Source organism: Agromyces seonyuensis (assembly GCF_009789225.1).
Classification (GTDB): Bacteria; Actinomycetota; Actinomycetes; order Actinomycetales; family Microbacteriaceae; genus Agromyces; species Agromyces seonyuensis.
The window spans coordinates 38939-59605 of record NZ_WSTA01000011.1 but is presented as its reverse complement, the minus strand read 5'-3'; the positions used below and the strand labels follow the sequence as shown (position 1 = coordinate 59605).

The 20667-nt window shown below is 73.4% G+C and carries 16 protein-coding genes; 4 read left to right on the top strand and 12 right to left on the bottom strand.

The window, feature by feature from the left end; genetic code table 11:
- From GB864_RS04190 to GB864_RS04170, 5 genes are all read right to left on the bottom strand, one after another.
- Positions 1-324: MurR/RpiR family transcriptional regulator (locus tag GB864_RS04190; protein ID WP_160423095.1), on the bottom strand; the 324-nt coding region annotated here is incomplete at its 3' end.
- Positions 321-1631, bottom strand: a complete 1311-nt coding sequence (locus GB864_RS04185) for an allantoate amidohydrolase (protein WP_336603869.1) — start codon at positions 1629-1631, stop codon at positions 321-323. The genes GB864_RS04185 and GB864_RS04190, both read right to left, overlap by 4 nt.
- A complete protein-coding gene (locus tag GB864_RS04180) occupies positions 1628-2854 on the bottom strand; it encodes a pyridoxal-phosphate-dependent aminotransferase family protein (RefSeq protein WP_236778865.1) in 1227 nt (408 codons plus the stop codon). Before GB864_RS04180 ends, GB864_RS04185 begins: the two co-directional genes overlap by 4 nt.
- Before the next feature lie 303 nt (positions 2855-3157).
- Positions 3158-4363: an amidase family protein gene (locus GB864_RS04175; protein WP_160423094.1), complete on the bottom strand. Its 1206-nt coding sequence runs from the start codon at positions 4361-4363 to the stop codon at positions 3158-3160.
- Positions 4360-5460, bottom strand: coding sequence for an acetamidase/formamidase family protein (locus GB864_RS04170; RefSeq protein WP_160423093.1), 1101 nt, complete (start codon positions 5458-5460; stop codon positions 4360-4362). Before GB864_RS04170 ends, GB864_RS04175 begins: the two co-directional genes overlap by 4 nt.
- A 36-nt stretch (positions 5461-5496) precedes the next feature.
- On the opposite strand from GB864_RS04170, the gene GB864_RS04165 reads away from it, so the two are divergent.
- On the top strand, positions 5497-7401 hold the full coding sequence (locus tag GB864_RS04165; RefSeq protein ID WP_160423092.1) for a helicase-associated domain-containing protein: 1905 nt from the start codon (positions 5497-5499) through the stop codon (positions 7399-7401).
- Positions 7402-7476: 75 nt separating this feature from the next.
- Entirely contained in the window at positions 7477-9120 is a 1644-nt protein-coding gene (locus tag GB864_RS04160; RefSeq protein WP_160423091.1) for a DNA repair helicase XPB, read from the top strand.
- A 56-nt stretch (positions 9121-9176) separates the two neighbouring features.
- Here GB864_RS04160 and GB864_RS04155 read toward each other — a convergent pair whose 3' ends face one another.
- The 7 genes from GB864_RS04155 to GB864_RS04125 all read right to left on the bottom strand — a co-directional run bounded on the left by GB864_RS04155 (position 9177) and on the right by GB864_RS04125 (position 17877).
- Positions 9177-10970: a bifunctional metallophosphatase/5'-nucleotidase gene (locus tag GB864_RS04155; RefSeq protein WP_160423090.1), complete on the bottom strand. Its 1794-nt coding sequence runs from the start codon at positions 10968-10970 to the stop codon at positions 9177-9179.
- 157 nt (positions 10971-11127) lie between these two features.
- Positions 11128-11907: a Pr6Pr family membrane protein gene (locus GB864_RS04150; protein WP_160423089.1), complete on the bottom strand. Its 780-nt coding sequence runs from the start codon at positions 11905-11907 to the stop codon at positions 11128-11130.
- Positions 11908-11982: 75 nt separating this feature from the next.
- Entirely contained in the window at positions 11983-12696 is a 714-nt protein-coding gene (locus GB864_RS04145) for a pyrimidine reductase family protein (protein ID WP_160423088.1), read from the bottom strand.
- Positions 12693-13565 (bottom strand): dihydropteroate synthase, encoded by an 873-nt coding sequence (folP, locus tag GB864_RS04140; protein WP_160423087.1) that lies wholly within the window; start codon positions 13563-13565, stop codon positions 12693-12695. The genes GB864_RS04145 and folP overlap by 4 nt, the downstream gene beginning before the upstream one ends.
- 99 nt (positions 13566-13664) lie before the next feature.
- The gene (locus tag GB864_RS04135) at positions 13665-15143 is read right to left on the bottom strand and encodes a lipase maturation factor family protein (RefSeq protein ID WP_160423086.1); all 1479 of its coding nucleotides are present in this window, start codon (positions 15141-15143) and stop codon (positions 13665-13667) included.
- Position 15144: 1 nt separating this feature from the next.
- Positions 15145-16608, bottom strand: a complete 1464-nt coding sequence (locus tag GB864_RS04130; RefSeq protein ID WP_160423085.1) for a phytoene desaturase family protein — start codon at positions 16606-16608, stop codon at positions 15145-15147.
- 39 nt (positions 16609-16647) lie between these two features.
- Positions 16648-17877, bottom strand: coding sequence for an NAD(P)/FAD-dependent oxidoreductase (locus tag GB864_RS04125; protein ID WP_160423084.1), 1230 nt, complete (start codon positions 17875-17877; stop codon positions 16648-16650).
- A gap of 184 nt (positions 17878-18061) precedes the next feature.
- Between GB864_RS04125 and GB864_RS04120 the strand changes: the two genes are divergently transcribed.
- On the top strand, positions 18062-18751 hold the full coding sequence (locus GB864_RS04120; protein WP_160423083.1) for a response regulator transcription factor: 690 nt from the start codon (positions 18062-18064) through the stop codon (positions 18749-18751).
- 66 nt (positions 18752-18817) lie between these two features.
- Positions 18818-20530, top strand: coding sequence for a sensor histidine kinase (locus GB864_RS04115; RefSeq protein ID WP_160423082.1), 1713 nt, complete (start codon positions 18818-18820; stop codon positions 20528-20530).
- Positions 20531-20667 lie beyond the last annotated feature (137 nt).

Below are 20667 nucleotides of genomic sequence, written 5' to 3'. Positions count from 1 at the left end.
GAGCACGACGGCCGCGCCGTCGGCCGAACCGGCGGGCGCGCCGACCGCGCCGATCGGCGTCCCCGCGGCACGGCGGGCCGTGACGTTCGCGCGCACCGCCGCCCAGTCGGCGAAGCCGAGGCGCCGCACGAACCGGCTCACGGTCGCCTTCGAGACCCCCGCGAGCTCGGCGAGCTCGCCCGCGCGGTAGACGGCGAGCTCCGAGAGGTGGTCGAGCATGACCTCGGCGAGCGCGCGCTCCTGCGGGCTCAAGGAGCCGTCGAGGGCGGCGACGCGCTCCTCGATCGTCGCGTCGGACGTGCCGGGGCCGGAGGCACCCGTCATCGGTCGTCCTCGACGCCGGTCGAGCGCGCACCGGCCGCGATCCGCTCGATCGCGGCGACGAACGCACGGTGCGCGAGCGCGACGTCGGCGGACTCGACGATCTCGTCGGGCGAGTGCGAGATGCCGCCGTTGCCGTTGCGCACGAAAAGCATCGCGACGTCCGTCACCGCGGCGACCGCCATGCCGTCGTGGCCCGCGCGGCTCCAGAGGTGCGGCGCGTGCGCGGCCGTGACGGTCTCGATGCCGTGCGCGATCGCGGCGGCGAGGTCCTCGTCCATGATCGTGGCGTCCGCGCGGTAGATCTCGGCCGACTCGAAGCGCAGCCCGCGCTCGGCCGCGAGCTGCCGCCCGCGCTCGAGGATCGCGTCGACGACGTGGTCGCGCTCGACGTCGGCCGGGGCGCGCACGTCGAGGCTGAGCTCGACGCGGCCGGGGATGACGTTGACGCCGCCGGGATGGGCGTGGAAGCGGCCGACCGTGGCGATGACGCCCGTCGCGCGGCCGATCCGCTCGACCTCGAGGGCGAACGCGGCCGCGCCGAGCAGGGCGTCGCGGCGCCGATCGTAGGGGGTGCCGCCCGCGTGCGCGGCGACGCCGTGGAAGTCGAGGGCGAAGCGCCGCGCGGCCGCGATCGACGTGACGACGGCGAGGGGCTGGTCGGAGTCCTCGAGGAACGGACCCTGCTCGATGTGCGCTTCGAGGTAGCCGACGAGCTCGTGCGGGGCGCGCGCGGCGTCGCCGACGCGCGCTTCGTCGAGGCCGAAGGCCGCGAACGCGTCGCGCAGGGTCACACCGTCGGCATCCTCGGCCGACCAGAACGACTCGTCGAGACCGCCGGCGATCGCCCGCGACCCGAAGAGCGCGTTGCCGAAGCGCGCGCCCTCCTCGTCGGAGAACCCGATGACCTCGACGGCGAACGGCAACTCGTCGGCGCGCGGCGAGAGGAACGCGGCCGCCTCGATCGCGAGCAGCACGCCGAGGATGCCGTCGTAGCGGCCCGCGTCCGGCACCGTGTCGAGGTGGGAGCCGAGCAGCAGGGCCGGGAGGCCCGGCTCGACGCCCTCGAGCCGGCCGCACACGTTGCCGGCGGCGTCCACGCGGGCGTTCAGCCCCGCCTCGCGGATCCAACCGGCGACGAGATCGTTCGCGGCGCGGTGCTCGGCGGTGAGGTGGGTGCGCTCGATGCCGTCGGTGTGGGAGCTGAGCGCCGCGAGCGCGTCGGCCCGTTCGAGGATGCGGTCGGCGACGGCCGCGGCATCCTCGGCGGTCACGGCCTCGGAACGGATGCCGGGCGTCGACCCGCTCACTCGGCGCCCTCGCCGTCGTACCAGTCGAGCGCCGCGCCGACGCCGCCGCCCGCGACGACGGGGGCGCCCTCGGCGCGCAGCACCTGCTCGAGCGCCGCGAGCGTCGCGAGCACGGCGTCGCGGCGGGCGTTGACGCCCATCGTGCCGATGCGCCAGATGCGCCCGTGCAGCGGGCCGAACGACGTGCCGATCTCGATCGCGAAGTCGTGCAGGAGCGCGCTGCGCACCCGCTCGCCGTCGACCTCCCCCGGGATCTCGACGCCGACGACGTTGTGCATGCGGTACCGCTGGTCGCCGAAGATCGAGAGCCCGAGCCCCGCGACGCCCGCGACCATCGCCCCGCCGTGGATGCGGTGGCGCTCGACGGCGGCGTCCATGCCCTCCTCGACGAGCAGGCGGGCGCACTCGCGCGCGGCGTAGAGCATCGACGTCGCCTCGGTGTGGTGGTTGAGGCGGCGCGGCCCCCAGTACTCGAGGATCTGGCCGAGGTCGAAGTAGTTCGACCGGATGGGGTCGGCCAGGACGAGGTCGTCCTCGACGCGGATGCCCGCCTCGACGCTCGAGCGCTCGGCGATGCGCGCGACGGCGGCGTCGGAGAGCGTGATCGGTGCGGAGCCGCTCGGACCGCCGAGGCACTTCTGCAGGCCCGCGGTCGCGGCGTCGACGCCCCACTCGTCGGCCTCGAACCGGTTGCCGCCGAGGCTCGCGGTGACGTCGGTGTAGAAGAGCGCGCCATGCCGGGCGGCGATCGCGCCGAGCGCGTCGAGGGGCTGGGCGAGCGTCGTCGAGGTGTCGCCGTGCACGACGGCGAGCAGCTTCGGCTGCACCCGGGCGACGGCCTCCTCGATCTGCTCGGGGGCGAAGACGGTGCCCCACTCGGTCTCGATCGTGTGCACGTCGGCGCCGGCGCGAGTCGCGATCTCGGCGAGGAGGTGCCCGAAGCGGCCGAAGATCGGCACGAGCACGCGGTCGCCCGGGGCGACGAGGGACACGATCGCGGCTTCGATGCCGGCGCGGCTCGTGCCGTCGACGAGCAGCGTCGCCTCGTTGTCGGTGCGGAACACGCCCCGGTAGAGCGCCATCGTCTCGTTCATGTACCCGGTCATCGCGGGGTCGTACTGCCCCACGAGTCCGGCGGACATTGCGCGCAGCACGCGCGGGTCGGCATTGACGGGGCCGGGGCCCATGAGCAGTCGGGCGGGCGGGTTCACGGTCTCGGGCATACGGCTCCTCTGTTTCAGGACACCATCATACGAAACAGAAGTTTCATCCAGGTGAACGGTCGCCACCCCTCCCGCTGGTCGAGTAGCGACGGAGTCCTGCCCTCCCGCTGGTCGAGCAACGACGGAGTCCTGCCCTCTCGCTGGTCGAGCAACGACGCCCGCTGGTCGAGTAGCGACGGAGTCCTGCCCTCTCGCTGGTCGAGTAGCGACGGAGTCGCGTATCGAGACCTGGTGACGAGGTCTCGATACGGCGCTGCGCGCCTACTCGACCGGCGAGGGGCGGTGATCGACCGGCGGAGGTCGCTACTCGACCGGCGGCGTCGCGAGCGCGCGGGCGAGCGCCTCCCCGAACTCGATGAGCACGAGATCGCTGCCGCGCGGTCCGACGAGGCACAGTCCGAGCGGGGCCGCCTCGTCGGTCGGACCCGGCACCTGGAGCACCGGCACCGAGAGTGCGGGTCGGCCCGTCGCCCCCGCGACCGCGGTGAGCGTCAGCGTCGCCTGCCGCACCGCCTCGATCTCGGGGCCGGATGCCTCGAGCGCCGGCGCCGCCGAAGCGGCGGACGGTACGAGCAGCACGGCGTCGCCGAGCGCGGAGTCGAGCGCCCCCGCGGCGAGCGCGAGCACGCCGCGCGCGGCGGCCTCCTGCTCGGCGTCCACGCTCGAGGCCCACTCGAACCGCGCCGCGACGTCGGGCGCGAGCGCGTCGGGGTGCGCGACGATCCACTCGCCGTTCGCCCGCCAGGCCTCGGCCGCCTGCACGGTGCGGAAGGCCTCGTACAGGGCGGGCGGGTCGACGTCGGGCTCGATCCGGCCGGCGGGGTAGCCGTTCGCCGCGAGCGCCTCGACGGCCGCGTCGAACGCCGCGCGCACGTCGGCGCCGAGCCCGTCGAGCAGCGCCGGCCAGACGAGGAACCGCGGCGCAGGGCGCCACCCGGCCTGCGGGCTCGCGCGCACCACCGCGAAGAGCGTCGTCGAGTCGCGCGCGAGCCAGCCGACGGTGTCGAACGAGGGCGCGAGGGGCAGCATCCCGGTGCGATCGACCGAGCCGTGCGTCGTGCGCAGCCCCCAGAGCCCCTGGTACGAGGCGGGCACGCGGATGGACCCGGCCGTGTCGGTGCCGAGCCCGACGTCGGCCTGGCCGAGGGAGACGGCGACCGACGGTCCCGAGGTCGAGCCGCCCGGGATCGCGCCCGGCACGGCGGGGTTCGGCGGGGTGCCGTAGGCGGGGTTGCGGCCCGCGATCGAGTAGGCGAACTGGTCGGTGCGGGCGATGCCGACGACGGACGCCCCGGCGCCCAGCAGGGCCGCGACCGCGTCCGCCGAGGCATCCTCGACGGGCGCTTCGGCGAGATAGCCCGGCACGCCGGCGCCGATCGGGAACCCGGCGACCGCGAACACGTCCTTGACCGCGACGCGGAGGCCCGCGAGCGGTCCCGCAGCCGCGCCCGCCACGAGCGGGTCGCCGACCGCCCGCCAGACCGATCCGTCGAAGGATGCCTCGCTCATCGGACCACCCCGTCGAAGTCGGCCTTGCGGATCTCGGCCCGTACGCCCTGCACGATATCCACGACCTCCGAGATCCGGAAGTCCGTCGCCGCCGAGAGGTACGCGTACGCGAGGTGCTCGGCCATGCCCCACCGCGCGGCGATGAGCGAGAGCGCCGCGCGCACGCACTGCCGCATCGCCTCGTCGAGGTCGCGGTCATGCCCGGTCGGCACGAGGAGCTCGTCGGTCTCGACCATCGGGCCGAGCACCTCGCCGAACTGGCGCAGCGCCTCCTCGCGCGGGATGAGATCGAGGCGGATCGTCACCCGCAGCGACGCCTCGAGCGCCGTGAGCGCGACCTCGCCGTCGCCCTGCGCGAAGTGCGGGTCGCCGACGTAGACGTTCGCGCCCGGCACCTGCACCGGCAGGTGCAGCACGGCGCCCTCCGTGAGCAGCTTGATGTCGATGTTGCCGCCGTGGGCTCCCGGCGGCACCGAGTGCGGGCGCTCCTCGTCGGCGACGGCGACGCCGATCGTGCCGAGGAACGGCGCGAGCGGGAAGCGCACGACCCGGGGTCCGCCCTCGACGAGCGGCAGGGCGCCGACCCAGCCGCCCGAGGCATCCGGCTCGATCGGGGTGAAGACGCTGACGTTGCCGGGCGCCGCGGGCAGTTCGCCCGGCAGCGCGCCCTTGCCGTGCCGGTTCGAGATGACGCCGTAGGGCACGCGGGGGGTCGTGTCGAGGATGGTGACCGACACGAGGTCGCCCGGCATGGCGCCCTCGACCGCGATCGGCCCGGTGACGACGTGCGGCCCGTCGACGGCCGGGTCGTGCGGGTGGTCGGATGCGGCGAGCGCCACCGCCTCGTCGAGCACGGCCTCCCGCGACACGCCGTGCGCGGCGAACCAGGCGACCGGGTCGCGGCCCTGGTCTTCGAGGATGCCCTCGTGCGACACGGTGTCGACGACGACCTCGGTTCCCGGCGCCACCACGAGGACCGGGGCGTCGCCGGCGGCCGGCAGCCGCCCCCAGAACACCGTCGTCGGCTCGGCCGGAAGATACGTCGCACCCTCCGGAACCGAGCGCCCCGCCTGCAGTACCGCCGTGAAGTCGCCCATGCGCACTATTGTCGGACGTATGGTGTGTCAGGAGTATTGCGAGCGACGGCGCCGCTGATCATGCTCGTGCTCGCGGCCCATCTCGACGCGCTTCCGCCGGAGGCGCTCCTCGACGGCCTGCGCCTGCGCCGCTTCGAGGCCATCCATCCGGTGCACGACGTCTTCGACCTCGCCGAGGCCCTCCTCTCCGCCGATGCGATCGACACGGCGCTCGAGAGCCTCCAGCGTCCGACGATCGCCGTGCTCGCGGTGCTGGGCGCCGCGGCGCTCGACGCGGAGGGCGGTGCCGACCGCGCCGTCGATGACGCCACGGTGCGCGAGCGCCTCGTCGAGGCCGGTGCGGGTGACTTCCTGCTCGACCGGCTCGACCTCGAACTCGAACGGCTCCGCACCGAGTTCCTCGTCATCCGCCGGCCCGGCGAGACGGCGAGCGAGGTGCCGGTGCTGCTGGCGAACCGCCTCGCGCAGCGCTTCGGCAACGACCTGCCCGACATCCCGGAGCTCGTCGCCGCACCCTCGCCCGTGCCCGTGGGCACCGACGGCGACGGCGAGGCCGCCGCCCGCGAGCACCACGCGGCCGAGATCGCCTACGCGACCGTGTCCCAGCTCGCCGAACTCGTGAGCGGCATCGCCGCCCAGCCGGCGCGCGAACTCGCGAAGGGCGGGCTCGCCCTGCCCGACGTCAAGCGCCTCGGCGAGGCCGCGGGCGTCGAACTCGAACGCGTGGCGCCGCTCGCGGCGATCGCGTCGAAATCGGGGCTCATCGTGCGCGAGGGGCAGGAGTGGTTCGAGACGCCGGCCGGCGCCGAGTGGCTCCTCGACCCGTCGGGCCGCCGCTGGCGGCTGCTCGCCGAAGTCTGGCGCGCCGGCATCGCCGAGGAGCTCCTCATGCTCGCCGCCCGTCGCGGCGACGCCGTCACCGCCGATGCGATCCTCGAGGACGCCCGCTGGTTCTACCCGGCCGGGCGCAAGCGCCTCATCGACATCGCCGAAGCCGCGATGGCCGAGGCCGAGGTGCTCGGCGTCACGGTCGACGGCGTGCCGTCCCGGGCAGGGCACCTGCTGCTCGCCGGGTCGGTCGACGGAGCGGCCGAGACGATGGCCGAGCTCTTCCCGACGCAGGTCGACCAGGTGTACGTGCAGCACGACCTCTCGATCGTCTCCCCCGGCCCGCTCGAGCCCGCGGTCGACGCCGGCCTCCGCGCCTTCGCCGACGTCGAGGGGCGCGACCTCGCCACGAGCTACCGCGTGACGGCCGCCTCGGTGAACCGGGCGCTCGCCTCGGGGCGCACGGCGGACTCCATCCGCGAGTTCCTCGAACGGGTCTCGCGCACGGGCATCCCGCAACCGCTCGCCTACCTCATCGACGAGTCCGCGGCGAAGTTCGGCTCGATCCGCGTCGGCCCCGCTCCCGAGATCGAGCTCCCGGCCAAGACCGTGGTCCACGCCGACGACGCCCAGGTCATTGCGACCCTCCAGGTCGACCAAGCGCTGACGCCCGTCGGACTCATCCCCGCCGGCGAGGGGAGACTGACGAGCCGCTTCGCCCCCGAGATCGTCTTCTGGGCGCTCGCGGATGCCAAGTACCCGGTCGCCGCCGAGGACGCCGCGGGCGAGGTCGTGCGCCTCCGCCGCGAACGGCAGGCGACGCCGACGACCTCGATCCCGACCGTCGATCCGCTCATCGCGCTCGTCGACCGCGTCCGGGCCGCCTCGGGCAGCGCCGACGAGGCCGGCTGGCTCGCCCGGCAGCTCGAGACGGCGGCCCGCGCGAAAGAGACGCTCACGGTGAGCGTCAAGATGCCCGGCGGCATCGTCGCCGACTACCTGCTGGCCCCGGCGAGCGTCGCCAACGGCCGCCTCCGCGCCCGCGACCAGAAGGCCGACATCGAGCGCACGCTGCCGCTCTCGGCCATCGCGGGCATCGCCCCGGCCCCGTAGTCCGATCGCCCGCTGCCGTCGGGAGCCCGGCCGCACCGGGCGCGGGTGCAGGATGCGGGGGTAGGCTGGTCCGCTATGGCAGACGGCCCCCTGATCGTCCAGAGCGACCGCACGGTCCTCCTCGAGGTCGCGCACCCTCTCGCCGAGGATGCGCGGCACGACCTCGCGATCTTCGCGGAACTCGAACGGGCGCCGGAGCACATCCACACGTACCGCATCACGCGGCTCGGCCTCTGGAACGCCCGAGCGGCCGGTCACACGGCCGAGGACATGCTCGCGACGCTCGACCGCTACTCGAAGTATCCGGTGCCGCGCGCCGTCGCCGTCGACCTCGCCGAGACCGTCGGGCGCTACGGCCGCCTCGTCATCGACCGCACCGACGACGGCGTGCTGCGGTTGCGCTCGAACGACCTCGCCGTGCTCACGGAGGTGTCGGGCGCGAAGCGCATCGCGCCGCTGCTGCTCGAACGGCTCGACGACGACGGCTTCCGCGTCGAGGCATGGGCGCGCGGCCAGCTCAAGCAGGAGCTCGTCAAGCTCGGCTGGCCCGCCGAGGACCTCGCCGGGTACACGCCGGGCACGCCGCATCCGATCGACCTCGACGAGGACGGCTGGAAGCTGCGCGACTACCAGCGCCAGGCCGTCACCGACTTCTTCGACGGCGGCTCCGGCGTCGTCGTGCTCCCCTGCGGCGCGGGCAAGACGCTCGTCGGCGCGGCATCCATGGCGGAGTCGAAGACGACCACGCTCATCCTCGTGACGAACACCGTCAGCGCCCGCCAGTGGCGCGACGAGCTGCTCAAGCGCACGAGCCTCACCGCCGAGGAGATCGGCGAGTACTCCGGCCAGATCAAAGAGGTCAAGCCGGTCACGATCGCGACCTACCAGATCCTCACGGCCAAGCGTCGCGGCGAGTACGCGCACCTCGCGCTGCTCGACGCGCTCGACTGGGGCCTCATCGTCTACGACGAGGTGCACCTGCTGCCGGCCCCCGTGTTCAAGCTCACCGCCGAGCTCCAAGCGCGCCGCCGTCTCGGCCTCACCGCGACGCTCGTGCGCGAGGACGGCCGCGAGGGCGACGTCTTCTCCCTCATCGGACCGAAGCGCTTCGACGCGCCCTGGAAGGAGATCGAGGCGCAGGGCTTCATCTCCCCGGCGGCCTGCTACGAGGTGCGCGTCGACCTGCCCTCGCACGACCGGCTCACCTATGCGGCCGCGCCCGACGACGAGCGCTACCGGCTCGCCGCGACGGCGCCCGCGAAGCTCGACGTCGTCAGGCGCCTGGTCGACCGGCACGAGGGAGAGCGCATCCTCGTCATCGGGCAGTACCTCGACCAGATCGACGAGCTCGCCGAGGCGCTGGACGCCCCGCAGCTGACCGGTTCGACGCCCGTCGCCGAGCGCGAGCGGCTCTTCGGCGACTTCCGCGAGGGCCGCATCCGCGTGCTCGTCGTCTCGAAGGTCGCGAACTTCTCGGTCGACCTGCCGGAAGCGACCGTCGCCATCCAGGTCTCCGGCTCGTTCGGCTCACGGCAGGAGGAGGCCCAGCGCCTCGGCCGGCTGCTGCGACCCAAGGAGTCCGGCTTGTCGGCGAACTTCTACACGCTCGTCTCGCGCGACACGGTCGACCAGGACTTCGCGCAGAACCGCCAGCGCTTCCTCGCCGAGCAGGGCTACAGCTACACGATCCTCGACTCGGACGCGCTCGAAGCGGCCTGAGGACCCATGGTGGCCCGGCGCCGCATCGCGACGCCGGGCCCCCATGCCGTCGTCGCCTACGGCGTCAGCGTGATGCGGCTCGGCACCGTCGGCGCGTACGGACTGTTCGCCGTGAGGTACGCGGCGAAAGCGTCGATGTCGAGTCCGCCGAAGTACACGTTCTGCGCCTGCGTGAAGACGCCGAACCCGTCACCGCCGCCGGCGAGGAAGTTGTTCGTCACCACACGGTAGACGGCGGCGTCATCGAGCGGCACGCCGTTCAGCGTGACCGCACCGAGCGTCGTGCCCGAGTACGAGTACGCGAACCCCTCGCTGACCTGCAGGATCTTCTTCGACGCGGCGTTCGCGCCGCTCCACTGCTGGTTCAGCAGCTGCTTGATCTGCGCGCCGGTGAGGTCGAGCGAGACCAGGTAATTGTTGAACGGCTGCACGGTGAACGCCGCGCCGAACGTCACCGAACCCGGCGCCGCCGGCGGGGCGTCGTAGAGCAGATCGGCGCGGATGCCGCCCGGATTCATCAGTGCGAGCTGCGGCGTGCCGTACGGCCCGACGACGCTCGGATCGGCGAGTTGCGCATCGGCGATCAGGTCGCCGAGCGGAGTCTCGCCGGCCGGATTCGCGGTGCGCGTCACGCTCGCGGAGATCTGTCCGATCACCCGGTTCGCGAGCGGTGCGACGAGCGCCTGATACTTCGCGATGATGGCGGCCTCGGCGGGGTCCGCCGTCACGTCACGGGTCACGAGCATGTTCGCGCTCGAGACCGACGTGCGCACGACGTCGTCGGTGCGCTTGTCGTACGTGAGCGTCGTGTCGGTGTAGAGCCGCCCGAACGAGGACGCCGACGTGACGAGCCGAGCGTTGCCGGCCGGGTCGGGGATGTTGCACACATACGGCTGGTGGGTGTGACCGGACACGATCAGATCGATCGCCGGAGAGAGTCCCTGCGCGATCGGGATGATCGGGCTCCCGGGATCGAGCTCGGCCCCGTTGCCGCACGCGGCGTCGTACGGGGCGTTCGCCACGTTCGGCGTGCCGCCCTGATGCACGAGCACGACGATCGCGTTGACGCCCTGCTTCCGCAGCACGGGCACGAGGGCGTTCGCCGTGGCGACCTCGTCGCGGAACTCGAGCCCCTCGATCCCGGCGGCCGTGACGATGTCCGGGGTCTCCTCGAGGGTCATCCCGATGAAGCCGATCTTGACGCCGCCCGAGAGCCGCTCGATCGAGTACGCGGGCAGGATCGTCTTGTTCGTTCCCTCCTTGACCACGTTGGCCGCCAGGAAATCGAAGTCCGCGCCGCGGAACTTGCCGGCCGGGCACGAGTTCTGGTTGTTCTCCCCGTCGCCGTCCGCGAGGCAACCGCCGTCGGCCATGCGCTGCAGTTCCCGATAGCCCTCGTCGAACTCGTGGTTGCCGACGGCCGAGACGTCGAGGTGCAACGCGTTGAGCGCCTCGATCGACGGTTCGTCGTGGAACGCTCCGGACAGCAGCGGCGACGCCCCGATGAGGTCGCCGGCGGCGACCGTCAGGGAGTTGCGATGACCCTCGCGAGCCTGCGCGAGGTGGGTCGCGAGGTATTCGACGCCGCCGACGTCGACGATGGCGCCGCCGGAGTCGGTCAGTCGACCGCTCGACCCGGACGGCGGCATGAGGTTGCCGTGGAAGTCGTTGAACGAGAGCAGCTGGACGTCGACGGTCTTGTCCTTCGGCGGATGCCCCCCATGGCCGTTGCCGTTGTGGGCGTTCGCCGCCGCCGGTCCGGTCAGGGCCAGCGCGACCACGGCCGCAGCGACCAGGAGGCCGCCGGTGGCTCGGGCGAACGAAGTCTTGCTCGTGCGGGTGTGCAGCATCGAACTCCTCCTTCCGGCGGACGTCGTCGTCCGCCGATCGCAGGCGCCCGTTTCGGGCGCGATGTGCAGGCGAACCTAGTGCACTCGGAGCCGATGCGATACGGAACGGCCGAACTGCACGGACATCCGGACTCGGCGCCCCGGGGAGCGCCGCGGATCAGGAGCCGACGGTCCGAGACTCGGATGCGGACTCCGTGGCCGGCCCGGGCTCCGGCGTCGGAGTCGGCCGAGCCGCCGCAGTCGCGGCGGAGCGCGATCGTGCGACGAGTCCCGCGATCCGGTCGATGCCGATGACGAGCACGCCGAGCAGGGCGATGTAGACCACGACCTGCACGAGCCCGAGCACGATATCGCCGACGTCGCGGCCCTCGGGGTCGATGAACGGGTAGGGGAAGCGGTCGGGCACGTCCGGCAGGGCGATGCCGCGCCACAGCATGAGCAGGCCGTACACCGTCGGGTAGATCAGCCACACGGGCAGGTCGCGCCAGCGCACGATGCCGCGCGGCCCGAAGGCGATCCAGTCGAGCAGCACCATCACCGGCACGACGTAGTGCACGAGGAACAGGGCGTTGTTCTCGAGCGCGGCGGCAGGCTCGGGGACGACGAGTCCGGGCAGCGGGTTCTCGCCGTCGTTGAGCAGGAAGTGCGAGATGAGGCACGTCACGGTGAGGTACAGCGTCACGGCGCCGCGGAGCCTCGGCGCGGGCATCGCCGTGGTGCGGCGCGCGAGCATCAGGTGGAGGCCGACGCCGAAGTAGGCGAGCACGAGGATGTTCGACTGGGTCGTGAAGAACGCGAACCGCCGGTCCCAACCGAGCATCCCGGCGACGCCGACGAGCACGATGGCCAGCCGCCACCAGAACTGCGGGCTCGCGAGCACCGGGCGGCTCGCCCGGGACTCGAGGGATGCTGGACGCGACGCTGCATCGAGGCTCACGCGGACTCCTGATCGGTTCGTTCGGCGGAACGCTCTCCGCCGTCGGGGCACGCTAGGCCCGGCCCACGAACCGTGTCAATCGCCTTGTGCGGCGCGTACAAAGAGCAGCGCGCCATCGGCCGAGGGCAGCGCGTGCACGAGCCGCATCGGCCGATCGGCCTCGGCGGCGCCGCGCAGGATGCGACCGGCGTCGCCGCCGACGAGCGTCATGCCGAGGGTGAGGCAGAGTTCGTCCACCAGGCCCGCCTCGACGAGGGAACCGGCCAGGTGCGGGCCGCCCTCGCAGAGCACGTGCGCGAGACCGCGCTCGCGGAGGGCGCCGAGGAGGCGCGCCGGTTCGACCGCCGTCCGACCGCAGTCGACGACCTCGGCGACCTCCTCGAGCGCGGCACGGACGTCGCGCGGCGCTGCTTCGGACGTCAGCACGAGCGGCGGCGTCGGCGCGTCGACGAAGAGCGGCGAGGTCGGGTCGAGCCGCAGCGATCCCGAGACGATCGCGAACCGAGGATGACCGGAGCGGCCGTTCGACTCCCGCCAGGCGGCATCCTCGTCGCCGACGCGGAGCGCCCCGTAGCCTTCGGCGCGCACGGTGCCGGCACCGACGAGCACGACGTCGGCGAGGGAGCGCAGCACGCCCATCAGCCGCTGGTCCTCGGCGCCGCCGAGCCCCCCGGATCGCCCGTCGAGCGTCGCGGCGCCGTCGAGCGACGCGATGAAGTTCAGTCGCAGCAGGGACCCGTCGGCCGCGTAGGCGGCGCGCATCCGATCGGCGAAGCCGGCCTCGCTCATGCGTTGCCCTCCGGGTTCGCGTTGTGCCGCAGGTACACCGGTTGGCGCCAGCCTTCGATGGCGCCGACCATGCGCACGGCGTCGACGGTCTCGCGCACGTTGTGCACGCGGAGGATGCGGGCGCCCCGCAGCACCGCGTGCACCGCTGCCGCGATCGAACCGCTGACGCGTTCGTCGCGCGGACGGTCGAGGCTCTCCCCGATGAAGTCCTTGTTGGAGAGGGCGACGAGCAGCGGGTAGCCGAGGTCGGCGAACTCGCCGAGGCGGCGGCTGAGCTCGAGCGAGTGCCGGGTGTGCTTGTTGAGGTCGTGTCCGGGGTCGACGACGATCCGCTCGGCGGGCACGCCGTTGGCGAGGGCGAGGTCGGTGCGGGCGAGCAGGAAGTCGCGGACGTCGGCGACGACGTCGCCGTACTCGGGCATCCGCAGTTCGGTGCGGGGCGCCGCGAGCGAGTGGGTGACGACGACGGCCGCCTCCGAGTCGGCGATCACTTCCGCCATGCGGGGGTCGTGGAGGCCCGTGGTGTCGTTGATCACGTGGGCGCCCGCGGCGATGGCCGCCTCGGCGACCTCGGGCTGGAACGTGTCGACCGAGACGACGGCGCCCGACCCGGCGAGCGCGGCGACGACCGGCACGACCCGGGCGATCTCCTCCTCGACGGGCACGGGCGGTCCGGGGGCGAACTTCACGCCGCCGACGTCGATCCAGTCGGCGCCGTCGGCGATCGCCCGCTCGGCCGCCTCGACGGCGCGGTCGAGGGCGAACGTCGCGCCGCGGTCGTAGAACGAGTCGGGCGTGCGGTTGACGATCGCCATCACGGCGACCTCGCGGTCGAAGTCGAACGCGCGGGGGCCGTAGGTGCGGAGCATCCCCCCATTCAACCCGAACCCGCTTCCCCGCGACCCGGTCCCCGCGGACTCGCTTCGTCGCTCCGGGCGCGCCGGAGGGGCGATCGGATGCCCGGGCCCTCAGCCGCGCAGGCCGACCGGCCCGAGATAGGGCCGGCGGCGATCGCGGACCCACCGCACCCGCTCGCGCCGGAACGTCGCCCGGTCGGCGAAGCGGTATCGGTAGGCGACGGCGCGCACCCAGCGCGGGCGCTCGCCCTCGAAGGGGTCCGCCGCGAGCAGGCGCAACGTCGCCGGATCGGCCTCGAGCAGGCGCAGGAGGAAGGGCTCGAACCACTGCTCGGGCGAGCGGCCGAGCGGCAGGAACCACATGAGCCAGTCGAGCCGGAGGTGCCACGGCGCCACCAACGGCGGGAGGCGAGCGAGGTCCCCCGGCTTGCCGCGGAACGCGTACTCGCGCCACGACGCCTCGTCGACGGGGTCGTCGTCGAGCGTGCCCTCGACGACGATCTCGATGCGCTCGCGCGTGACGGTGCCGAACGCGCCGTAGGCGTTGCCGAGCTGGAAGCGGTTGAAGCTCGCGTTCATGAGCTGGTCCGGGGATGCGAGGTTCGCGATGGGCCGCACGGCGAGGGCGGCGTACAGGAGCGCGACGGCGCCCGTCACGACGAACCAGTACAGCGGCAGCCCGTCGATCGTCGCCGGCAGGTCGGTCGCCGCCCGCGGGGCGCTGCCCGGCACCCCGATCGCCGAGCACGCGAGCACGACGGTCGCCCAGTTGAGCCAGGCATAGTTGCCCGTGAGGATGAGCCAGCCCTGCGTGCCGATGACGACGGCCGCGCCGGCCGCGCCGACGACGAGCGGCCACGGCGCGGGCGTCCAGATCGAGACGATCGGGACGAAGAGCAGCCACGGCGCGACGAGCTGGGCGAGATGGTTGCCGGCGACCTCCGCCCGGTGGAACCAGCGCGGCAGCAGGTGCGCCTGGCGGCTGAGGGGCCCCGGCATGGGCTGCGTCTCGTGGTGGAAGGTCAGCGCGGTGAAGTCGCGCCACTCGCGGCCGCCGCGCACCTTGATCATGCCCGCGCCGAACTCGAGCCGGAACACGAGCCACCAGCAGAGCACGATCGTCGCGGTCGGCGGCGGCTGGTCGTCCGAACCGAGGAACGCGACGACGAACCCCGCCTCGCAGAGCAGCATCTCCCACCCGAAGCCGAGGAACGTCCGTCCGAGCGGCAGCAGCGAGAGGTAGCCGATCCACAGCGCGAGGAACGCGAGCATGGGCGCCCACGGCGGGCCGAGCTGCGGCACCCCGACGACGAGCAGGGCGCCGAGCAGGATGCCTCCGGCGCAGAGCGCGCGCAGGCGCCGATCGGTGTACCGGACGACGCGGAAGAGCGTCGGCCCGAGCATCCGGCCCCGGCGCTTCGAGCCCCGCGCCCACTCGAGCAGCTCGGTCGCCGGGAGCAGCCCCCGCTCGCCGTTCAGCGCCGGGAACTGCACGAGGTTCGTCGCGAAGGCGATGACGAACAGCGCCGCGACGCCCCGCTGCAGCACCTGCCGCGCGAGTTCGAACTCGACCGCCGCGAAGCCGTCCACGTCAGCCGCCGAAGAGCTCCGCGGGCTCGAGCCGGCCTCCGCCGGCATCCGCGATCGCCTGCCGCGCCGCGTACCACCCGGGCATCCCCGTGACGCCGGGCCCCGGCGGGGTCGCGGCGCCCGCGAGGTAGACGCCCGGCAGCGGCGTGCGCCAGGGCGTCGTCGAAACGACGGGGCGCCGGATCGCCTGCGCGAACGTGAACGCCCCGGCGAGGATGTCGCCGCCGACCGCCGAGGGGTTCGCGGCCGCGAACTCGCGCGCCGTCGTCGCCCGATCGGCGAGGATGCGGTCGCGGAAGCCCGGCGCGAAGCGCTCGACCTGGCGGATGACCGTCTCCGTGGGGTCGAACGACGAGCCGGGCGGAACGTGCACGTAAGCCCAGAAGGTCTGCGCGTCACCGGGGGCGCGGGTCGGATCGAGGATCGAAGGCTGCACGGCGAGCACGTAGGGGCGGAGCGGCAGGATGCCGCGGGCGACGCTGTTCTCGGCGGCCGCGATCTCCGCGGCGGTGCCGCCGAGGTGCACGGTCGGGGCGCGGCCGACGTCCTGATGCGTCCAGGGCACCGGCCCGGAAAGCGCGAAGTCGACCTTCGCCGCGGCCGAGCCGTAGCGGTAGCGGCGCACCGCCCGGGCGTAGGCCGCCGGGAGCGCGGGGTCGGTGAGCAGCAGCCGCGGCGAGGTGTCGAGCAGCAGGACGTCGCCCGCGCCCGGGTCGCCGCGGTCGAAGCCGTCGAGGGTATCGACGCGCACCCCCGTCTCGACGGTGCCGCCGTGGGCCGCGAGGTCGGCCAGGAGCGCATCGGCGATGGCCTGCGCGCCGCCGCGGGGGTACGCCCAGCCGTCTCCGGTGTGGCCGTGGGCCGCGAGGAAGAGCCCCGACGCCGCGGCGCCGAGCGAGGGCTGCCGGGCGTTCGCGTGCGCGAGCACGCCGGCGAGCAGCGCGCGGCCCGGCTCGGTGCGCAGCAACCCGTCGCCCGCCCGCGAGCCGACGAGGAGCGCCCGCAGCCCGAAGCGCACGGTGGTCACGGGGTGGCGGGGCACCCGCAGCAGCTGGTGGCCGGTGAAGTCGACGACGCCCGCGAGCCGACGGGCGAGCGGCCCGACGATGTCCTTCCACCGCTGACAGTCCGAGCCGAGGCCGTCGGCCGTGCGGTCGAGGTCGCGCCACGCGACGGCCGCGGCGCCGCCGTCGAGGGGCTGCGCGTAGGAGGCATCCGGCACCGCCCAGTCGACTCGGTCGCGCAGGCCGAACGCCCGGAAGAACGGCGAGCTGAGCGCCGCCGGGTGCACGGCCGAGCCGAGGTCGTGCCGGAATCCCGGCAGCGTGAGCTCGCCCGTGCGCGCGGCGCCGCCCGGCTCGTCGGCGGCCTCGAGCACGCGCACGGCGTACCCGGCCCGGGCGAGCGCGACGGCCGCGGCGAGCCCGTTGGGCCCGCTGCCGATCACGGTCGCGTCACGCGGCATGGGGCCATCCTCCCACCGGGCCGGAGGCGGACGCCGGGCTCAGGAGAGCTCGGCCAACGGCACGCCGGGGTCGGCGAGCAGTTCGGGTTCGACTCGGTTGCGGGAGGCGATGAGCGCCTGCAGGTCGTCCTGCACGTCCCACACGTTGACGTTCATCGCCGACACGACCCGGCCGGAGCGGGTGCGGAACGCGATGAACTCGCGCGACTCCAGCGAGCCGCGCACGACGAGCTCGGCGTCGGCGGCGAGCGGGGCGAAGCCCGACCACTCCATGCCCAGCTCGAACTGGTCGGAGTAGACGTAGGGCACGCGGTCGTAGGCGATCTCCTCGCCCGCGACCGAGCGCCCGGCGGCGTAGCCGGCGTCGTTCGCGTTGCCCCAGTGGTCGACGCGCAGGTGCCGGTCGAGGAAGGGATGCAGCGGCGCCGCCGCGTCGCCGACGGCGAACACGTTCGGGATGCTCGTGCGGAAACCCGCGTCGGTGAGGATGCCGTCGCCGATCTCGATGCCCGCCGCGTCCGCGAGGCTCGTCTTGGGCGTCGCGCCGAGCCCCGCGACGACGACGTCGGCGTCGAGCACGCGGCCGTCCGCGAGCTCCACGGCCGAGATCCGGCCGTCGGCGTCCGTCCGCGCCGCGGCGAACTCGCCCTGCTCGAACCGCACGCCGTGCTCGCGGTGGACGTCGGCGTAGACCGCGCCGAGCTCCGCGCCGAGCGCGCCGGCGAGCGGCACCGGCCCCCGGCCGACCACGACGACGTCGTTGCCGAGCGTGCGGGCCGCGGCCGCGACCTCCATGCCGATCCACCCGGTGCCGAAGACGACGACGCGGCGCCCGCCGTCGACGAGTTCCTCCCGGAGCGCGAGCGCGTCGGGCAGTCGCCGCACGTGGAAGACGCCCGGCACGACGTACCCGACGATCGGCAGCCGCCGCGGGCTCGCGCCGGTGGCGAGCAGCAGCCGGTCGTACTCCGCTTCGGTGCCGTCGGCGAGGGCGACCGTGCCGGTGCCGACGTCGATCGCGAGGGCCCGCACCCCGAGTCGGAGGTCGATGCCGCGGTCGCGGTACCAGCGCTCGTCGTGCGGGAAGACCGACTCCGGCGGATCCGTGCCGAGCAGCAGCGATTTGGTCAGCGGCGGCCGTTCATAGGGTCGCAGCGGCTCCTCCGCGGCGAGCACGACATCGCCGTCGAACCCCGCGTCCCGAAGCCCCTCGACCGCCCGCGCGGCGGCGAGCCCCCCGCCGACCACGACCACCCGTCCCCCAGTCATGCGCCGAGTGTCCCACGCCCGCCGCGGCGCCGCGGGACCCGGTCCCGCGAGGCGCGGTCGGTTCTCCGGCGGTCCGCGCTGATGGCGGATGCACAGCGCGCACTCAGAGCCAATCGTCCCGACTTGCGGCCCGAATGCGAGTCATGCTCAGCCGAGGCACAGTCGACTATCAGACAATGGGGAAATGAGCGATGGCCCTCGTATTCTCATCGTCGACGACGAGCCCAACATCCGCGACCTGCTCACCACGAGTTTGCGCTTCGCCGGCTTCGCCGTCCGCGCCGTGGCGAACGGCGCCCAAACCATCTCGGCGGTCCTCGAAGAGGAACCCGACCTGATCATCCTCGACGTCATGCTGCCCGACATGAACGGGTTCGGCGTCACCAAGCGGCTCCGCAGCGCGGGGTACACCGCGCCGATCCTCTTCCTCACGGCGAAGGACGACACGGAGGACAAGATCACCGGCCTCACGGTCGGCGGCGACGACTACGTCACCAAGCCCTTCTCCCTCGACGAGATCGTCGCGCGCATCAAGGCGATCCTGCGCCGCACGATGCACGCCGACGAAGACGCGGTCATCCGCGCCGGCGAGCTCACCATGGACCAGGACACCCACGAGGTGCTCGTCGGCGACGTCCCGGTCGAGCTCTCCCCCACCGAGTTCAAGCTCCTGCGCTACCTGATGCTCAACCCCAACCGCGTGCTCTCGAAGGCGCAGATCCTCGACCACGTCTGGGAGTACGACTTCAACGGCGACGCGGGCATCGTCGAGAGCTACATCTCGTACCTCCGCCGCAAGCTCGACCAGCACTCGGCCGAGCCGCTCATCCAGACCAAGCGCGGCTTCGGGTACATGCTGAAGACCAAGTCGTGACGTCCAGCCGCCGCCCCGGTTCGTCCCAGCGGCGGCTCAGGCACGCACGCCTAGGCTGACCGGGCCATGCACCAGACGTTGAGCGAGCGGTGGAACCGCATCTCCCTGCGCACGAAGATCACCGGGGTGACCGTCGTGATGCTCGCGTTCGGCGTGCTCGTGTCCGGCTTCGGCACTGCCGGGATGCTCGGCTCCTTCGCCGAGCAGCAGCTCGCGGTCAAGCTCCGCACGATCGCCAACGGCGACCTGTCGCAGTACTTCCCGAGCGGCATCGACACGGGCGACCGCAACACGACGGGCTCGGGCGACGCGACCGCCGACGACGACGTGTTCGTCGCGATCTACGCCCCGGACGGCGACTTCCTCCAACACAACTGGGCCGACCGCGCGCACGAGCTCCAGCCCGGCTTCCCGCACTCCGTCACCATCCAGCAGGTCTACGCGAACGACCTCCGCGTCTTCGAACTCGAGGATGCCAAGGGCGACTCGTCCTACCGGGCCGTCGCGGCCTACATCTCCGTCGACGGCGTGCTCTACCCGGCCGTGGTCGCGATCTCCGCGAGCGAGAACCAGAGCCTGCTGACCGCATTCCTCACGATCTACCTCGGCTTCGGCATCGGCGTCGTGATCGTCGGCGGGCTGCTGACCCGGATGCTCGTGACGAGCACGTTCGCGCCGCTGCGCGAGGTGGAGCGCACCGCGGCCGCGATCGCCGAGGGCGGCGACTTCAGCCAGCGCCTCGGCGGCGCGACGCCGAACACCGAGGTCGGCCGGCTCAACCGGTCGCTCAACACGATGCTCAACCGCATCGACCGCGCGTTCCGCGACCGCGCCCGCACGATCGACCAGATGCGCCGCTTCGTCGGCGACGCGTCGCACGAGCTGCGCACGCCGCTCGTCTCCGTGCGCGGCTACGCGGAGCTCTACCGGATGGGCGCGCTCCAGACGCCCGAGGACGTCGCGCAGGCGATGGACCGCATCGAGAAGGAGGCCATCCGCATGGGCCTCCTGGTCGAGGACCTCCTCGCGCTCGCCCGCCTCGACGAGGCGAAGCCGCTCGAACTGACGCGCGTCGACCTCGTGCCGCTCGCACGCGATGCCGCGCTCGACGTGCGCGCCGCGGCGCCCGACCGCGTGGTGACGCTCATCGCGCCGGATGCCAGTACCGAGGACGGCTCCGCGCCGGCCCCCGCGCTCGCCCCGGACGCCGCACCCGTCGACGGCACGGACACGGGCGCCTCGCGGGCGTCGATCCGGTCGATCGCCGCGCGCACGGGTTCGCTCCTGCGCCGCCGGCCGCGCACCGAGTCCCAGCCGGTCGTGGAGTCCGCGCCGGAGACGGCCCCGGAGCCGCAGCCCGCGACGGCGTCGGTTCCCGTGCACCACGGCGCCGAGATCCTCGCCGAGGAGAACAAGGTCCGGCAGGTGATCGCGAACATCCTCGGCAACGCGCTGCGCTACTCGCCCGACGGCTCCCCGCTCGAACTGCGGGTCGCCATCGACGAGGACGCCGCCCGCGCGGTGCTCGACGTCGTCGACCACGGCGAGGGCATCCCGGCGCAGATCCGGGAGAAGATCTTCCAGCGCTTCTGGCGCGCCGACACCTCCCGCACGCGCGAGACGGGCGGCACGGGCCTCGGCCTCGCGATCGTCGCCTCGATCGTCGCGGCGCACAACGGCACCGTCGAGGTCGTGGAGACCCCCGGCGGCGGCGCGACCTTCCGGCTGTCGTTCCCGCTCGCGGACTCCCCCGCGGCGCCGCAGGCCGCCGGCGCCTGAGCCCGGCCCGACCGGCTCGTCGCGGCGGCGACCCCGCTCGTCCTCCCCAGCAGCCGGATGGCGCGCCGCCACCGCGGCACCCGCGACCCCGTCCTGCTCCCGCTCGCCGTCCCTCCTACGTTCGGGGCAGCCGCCGC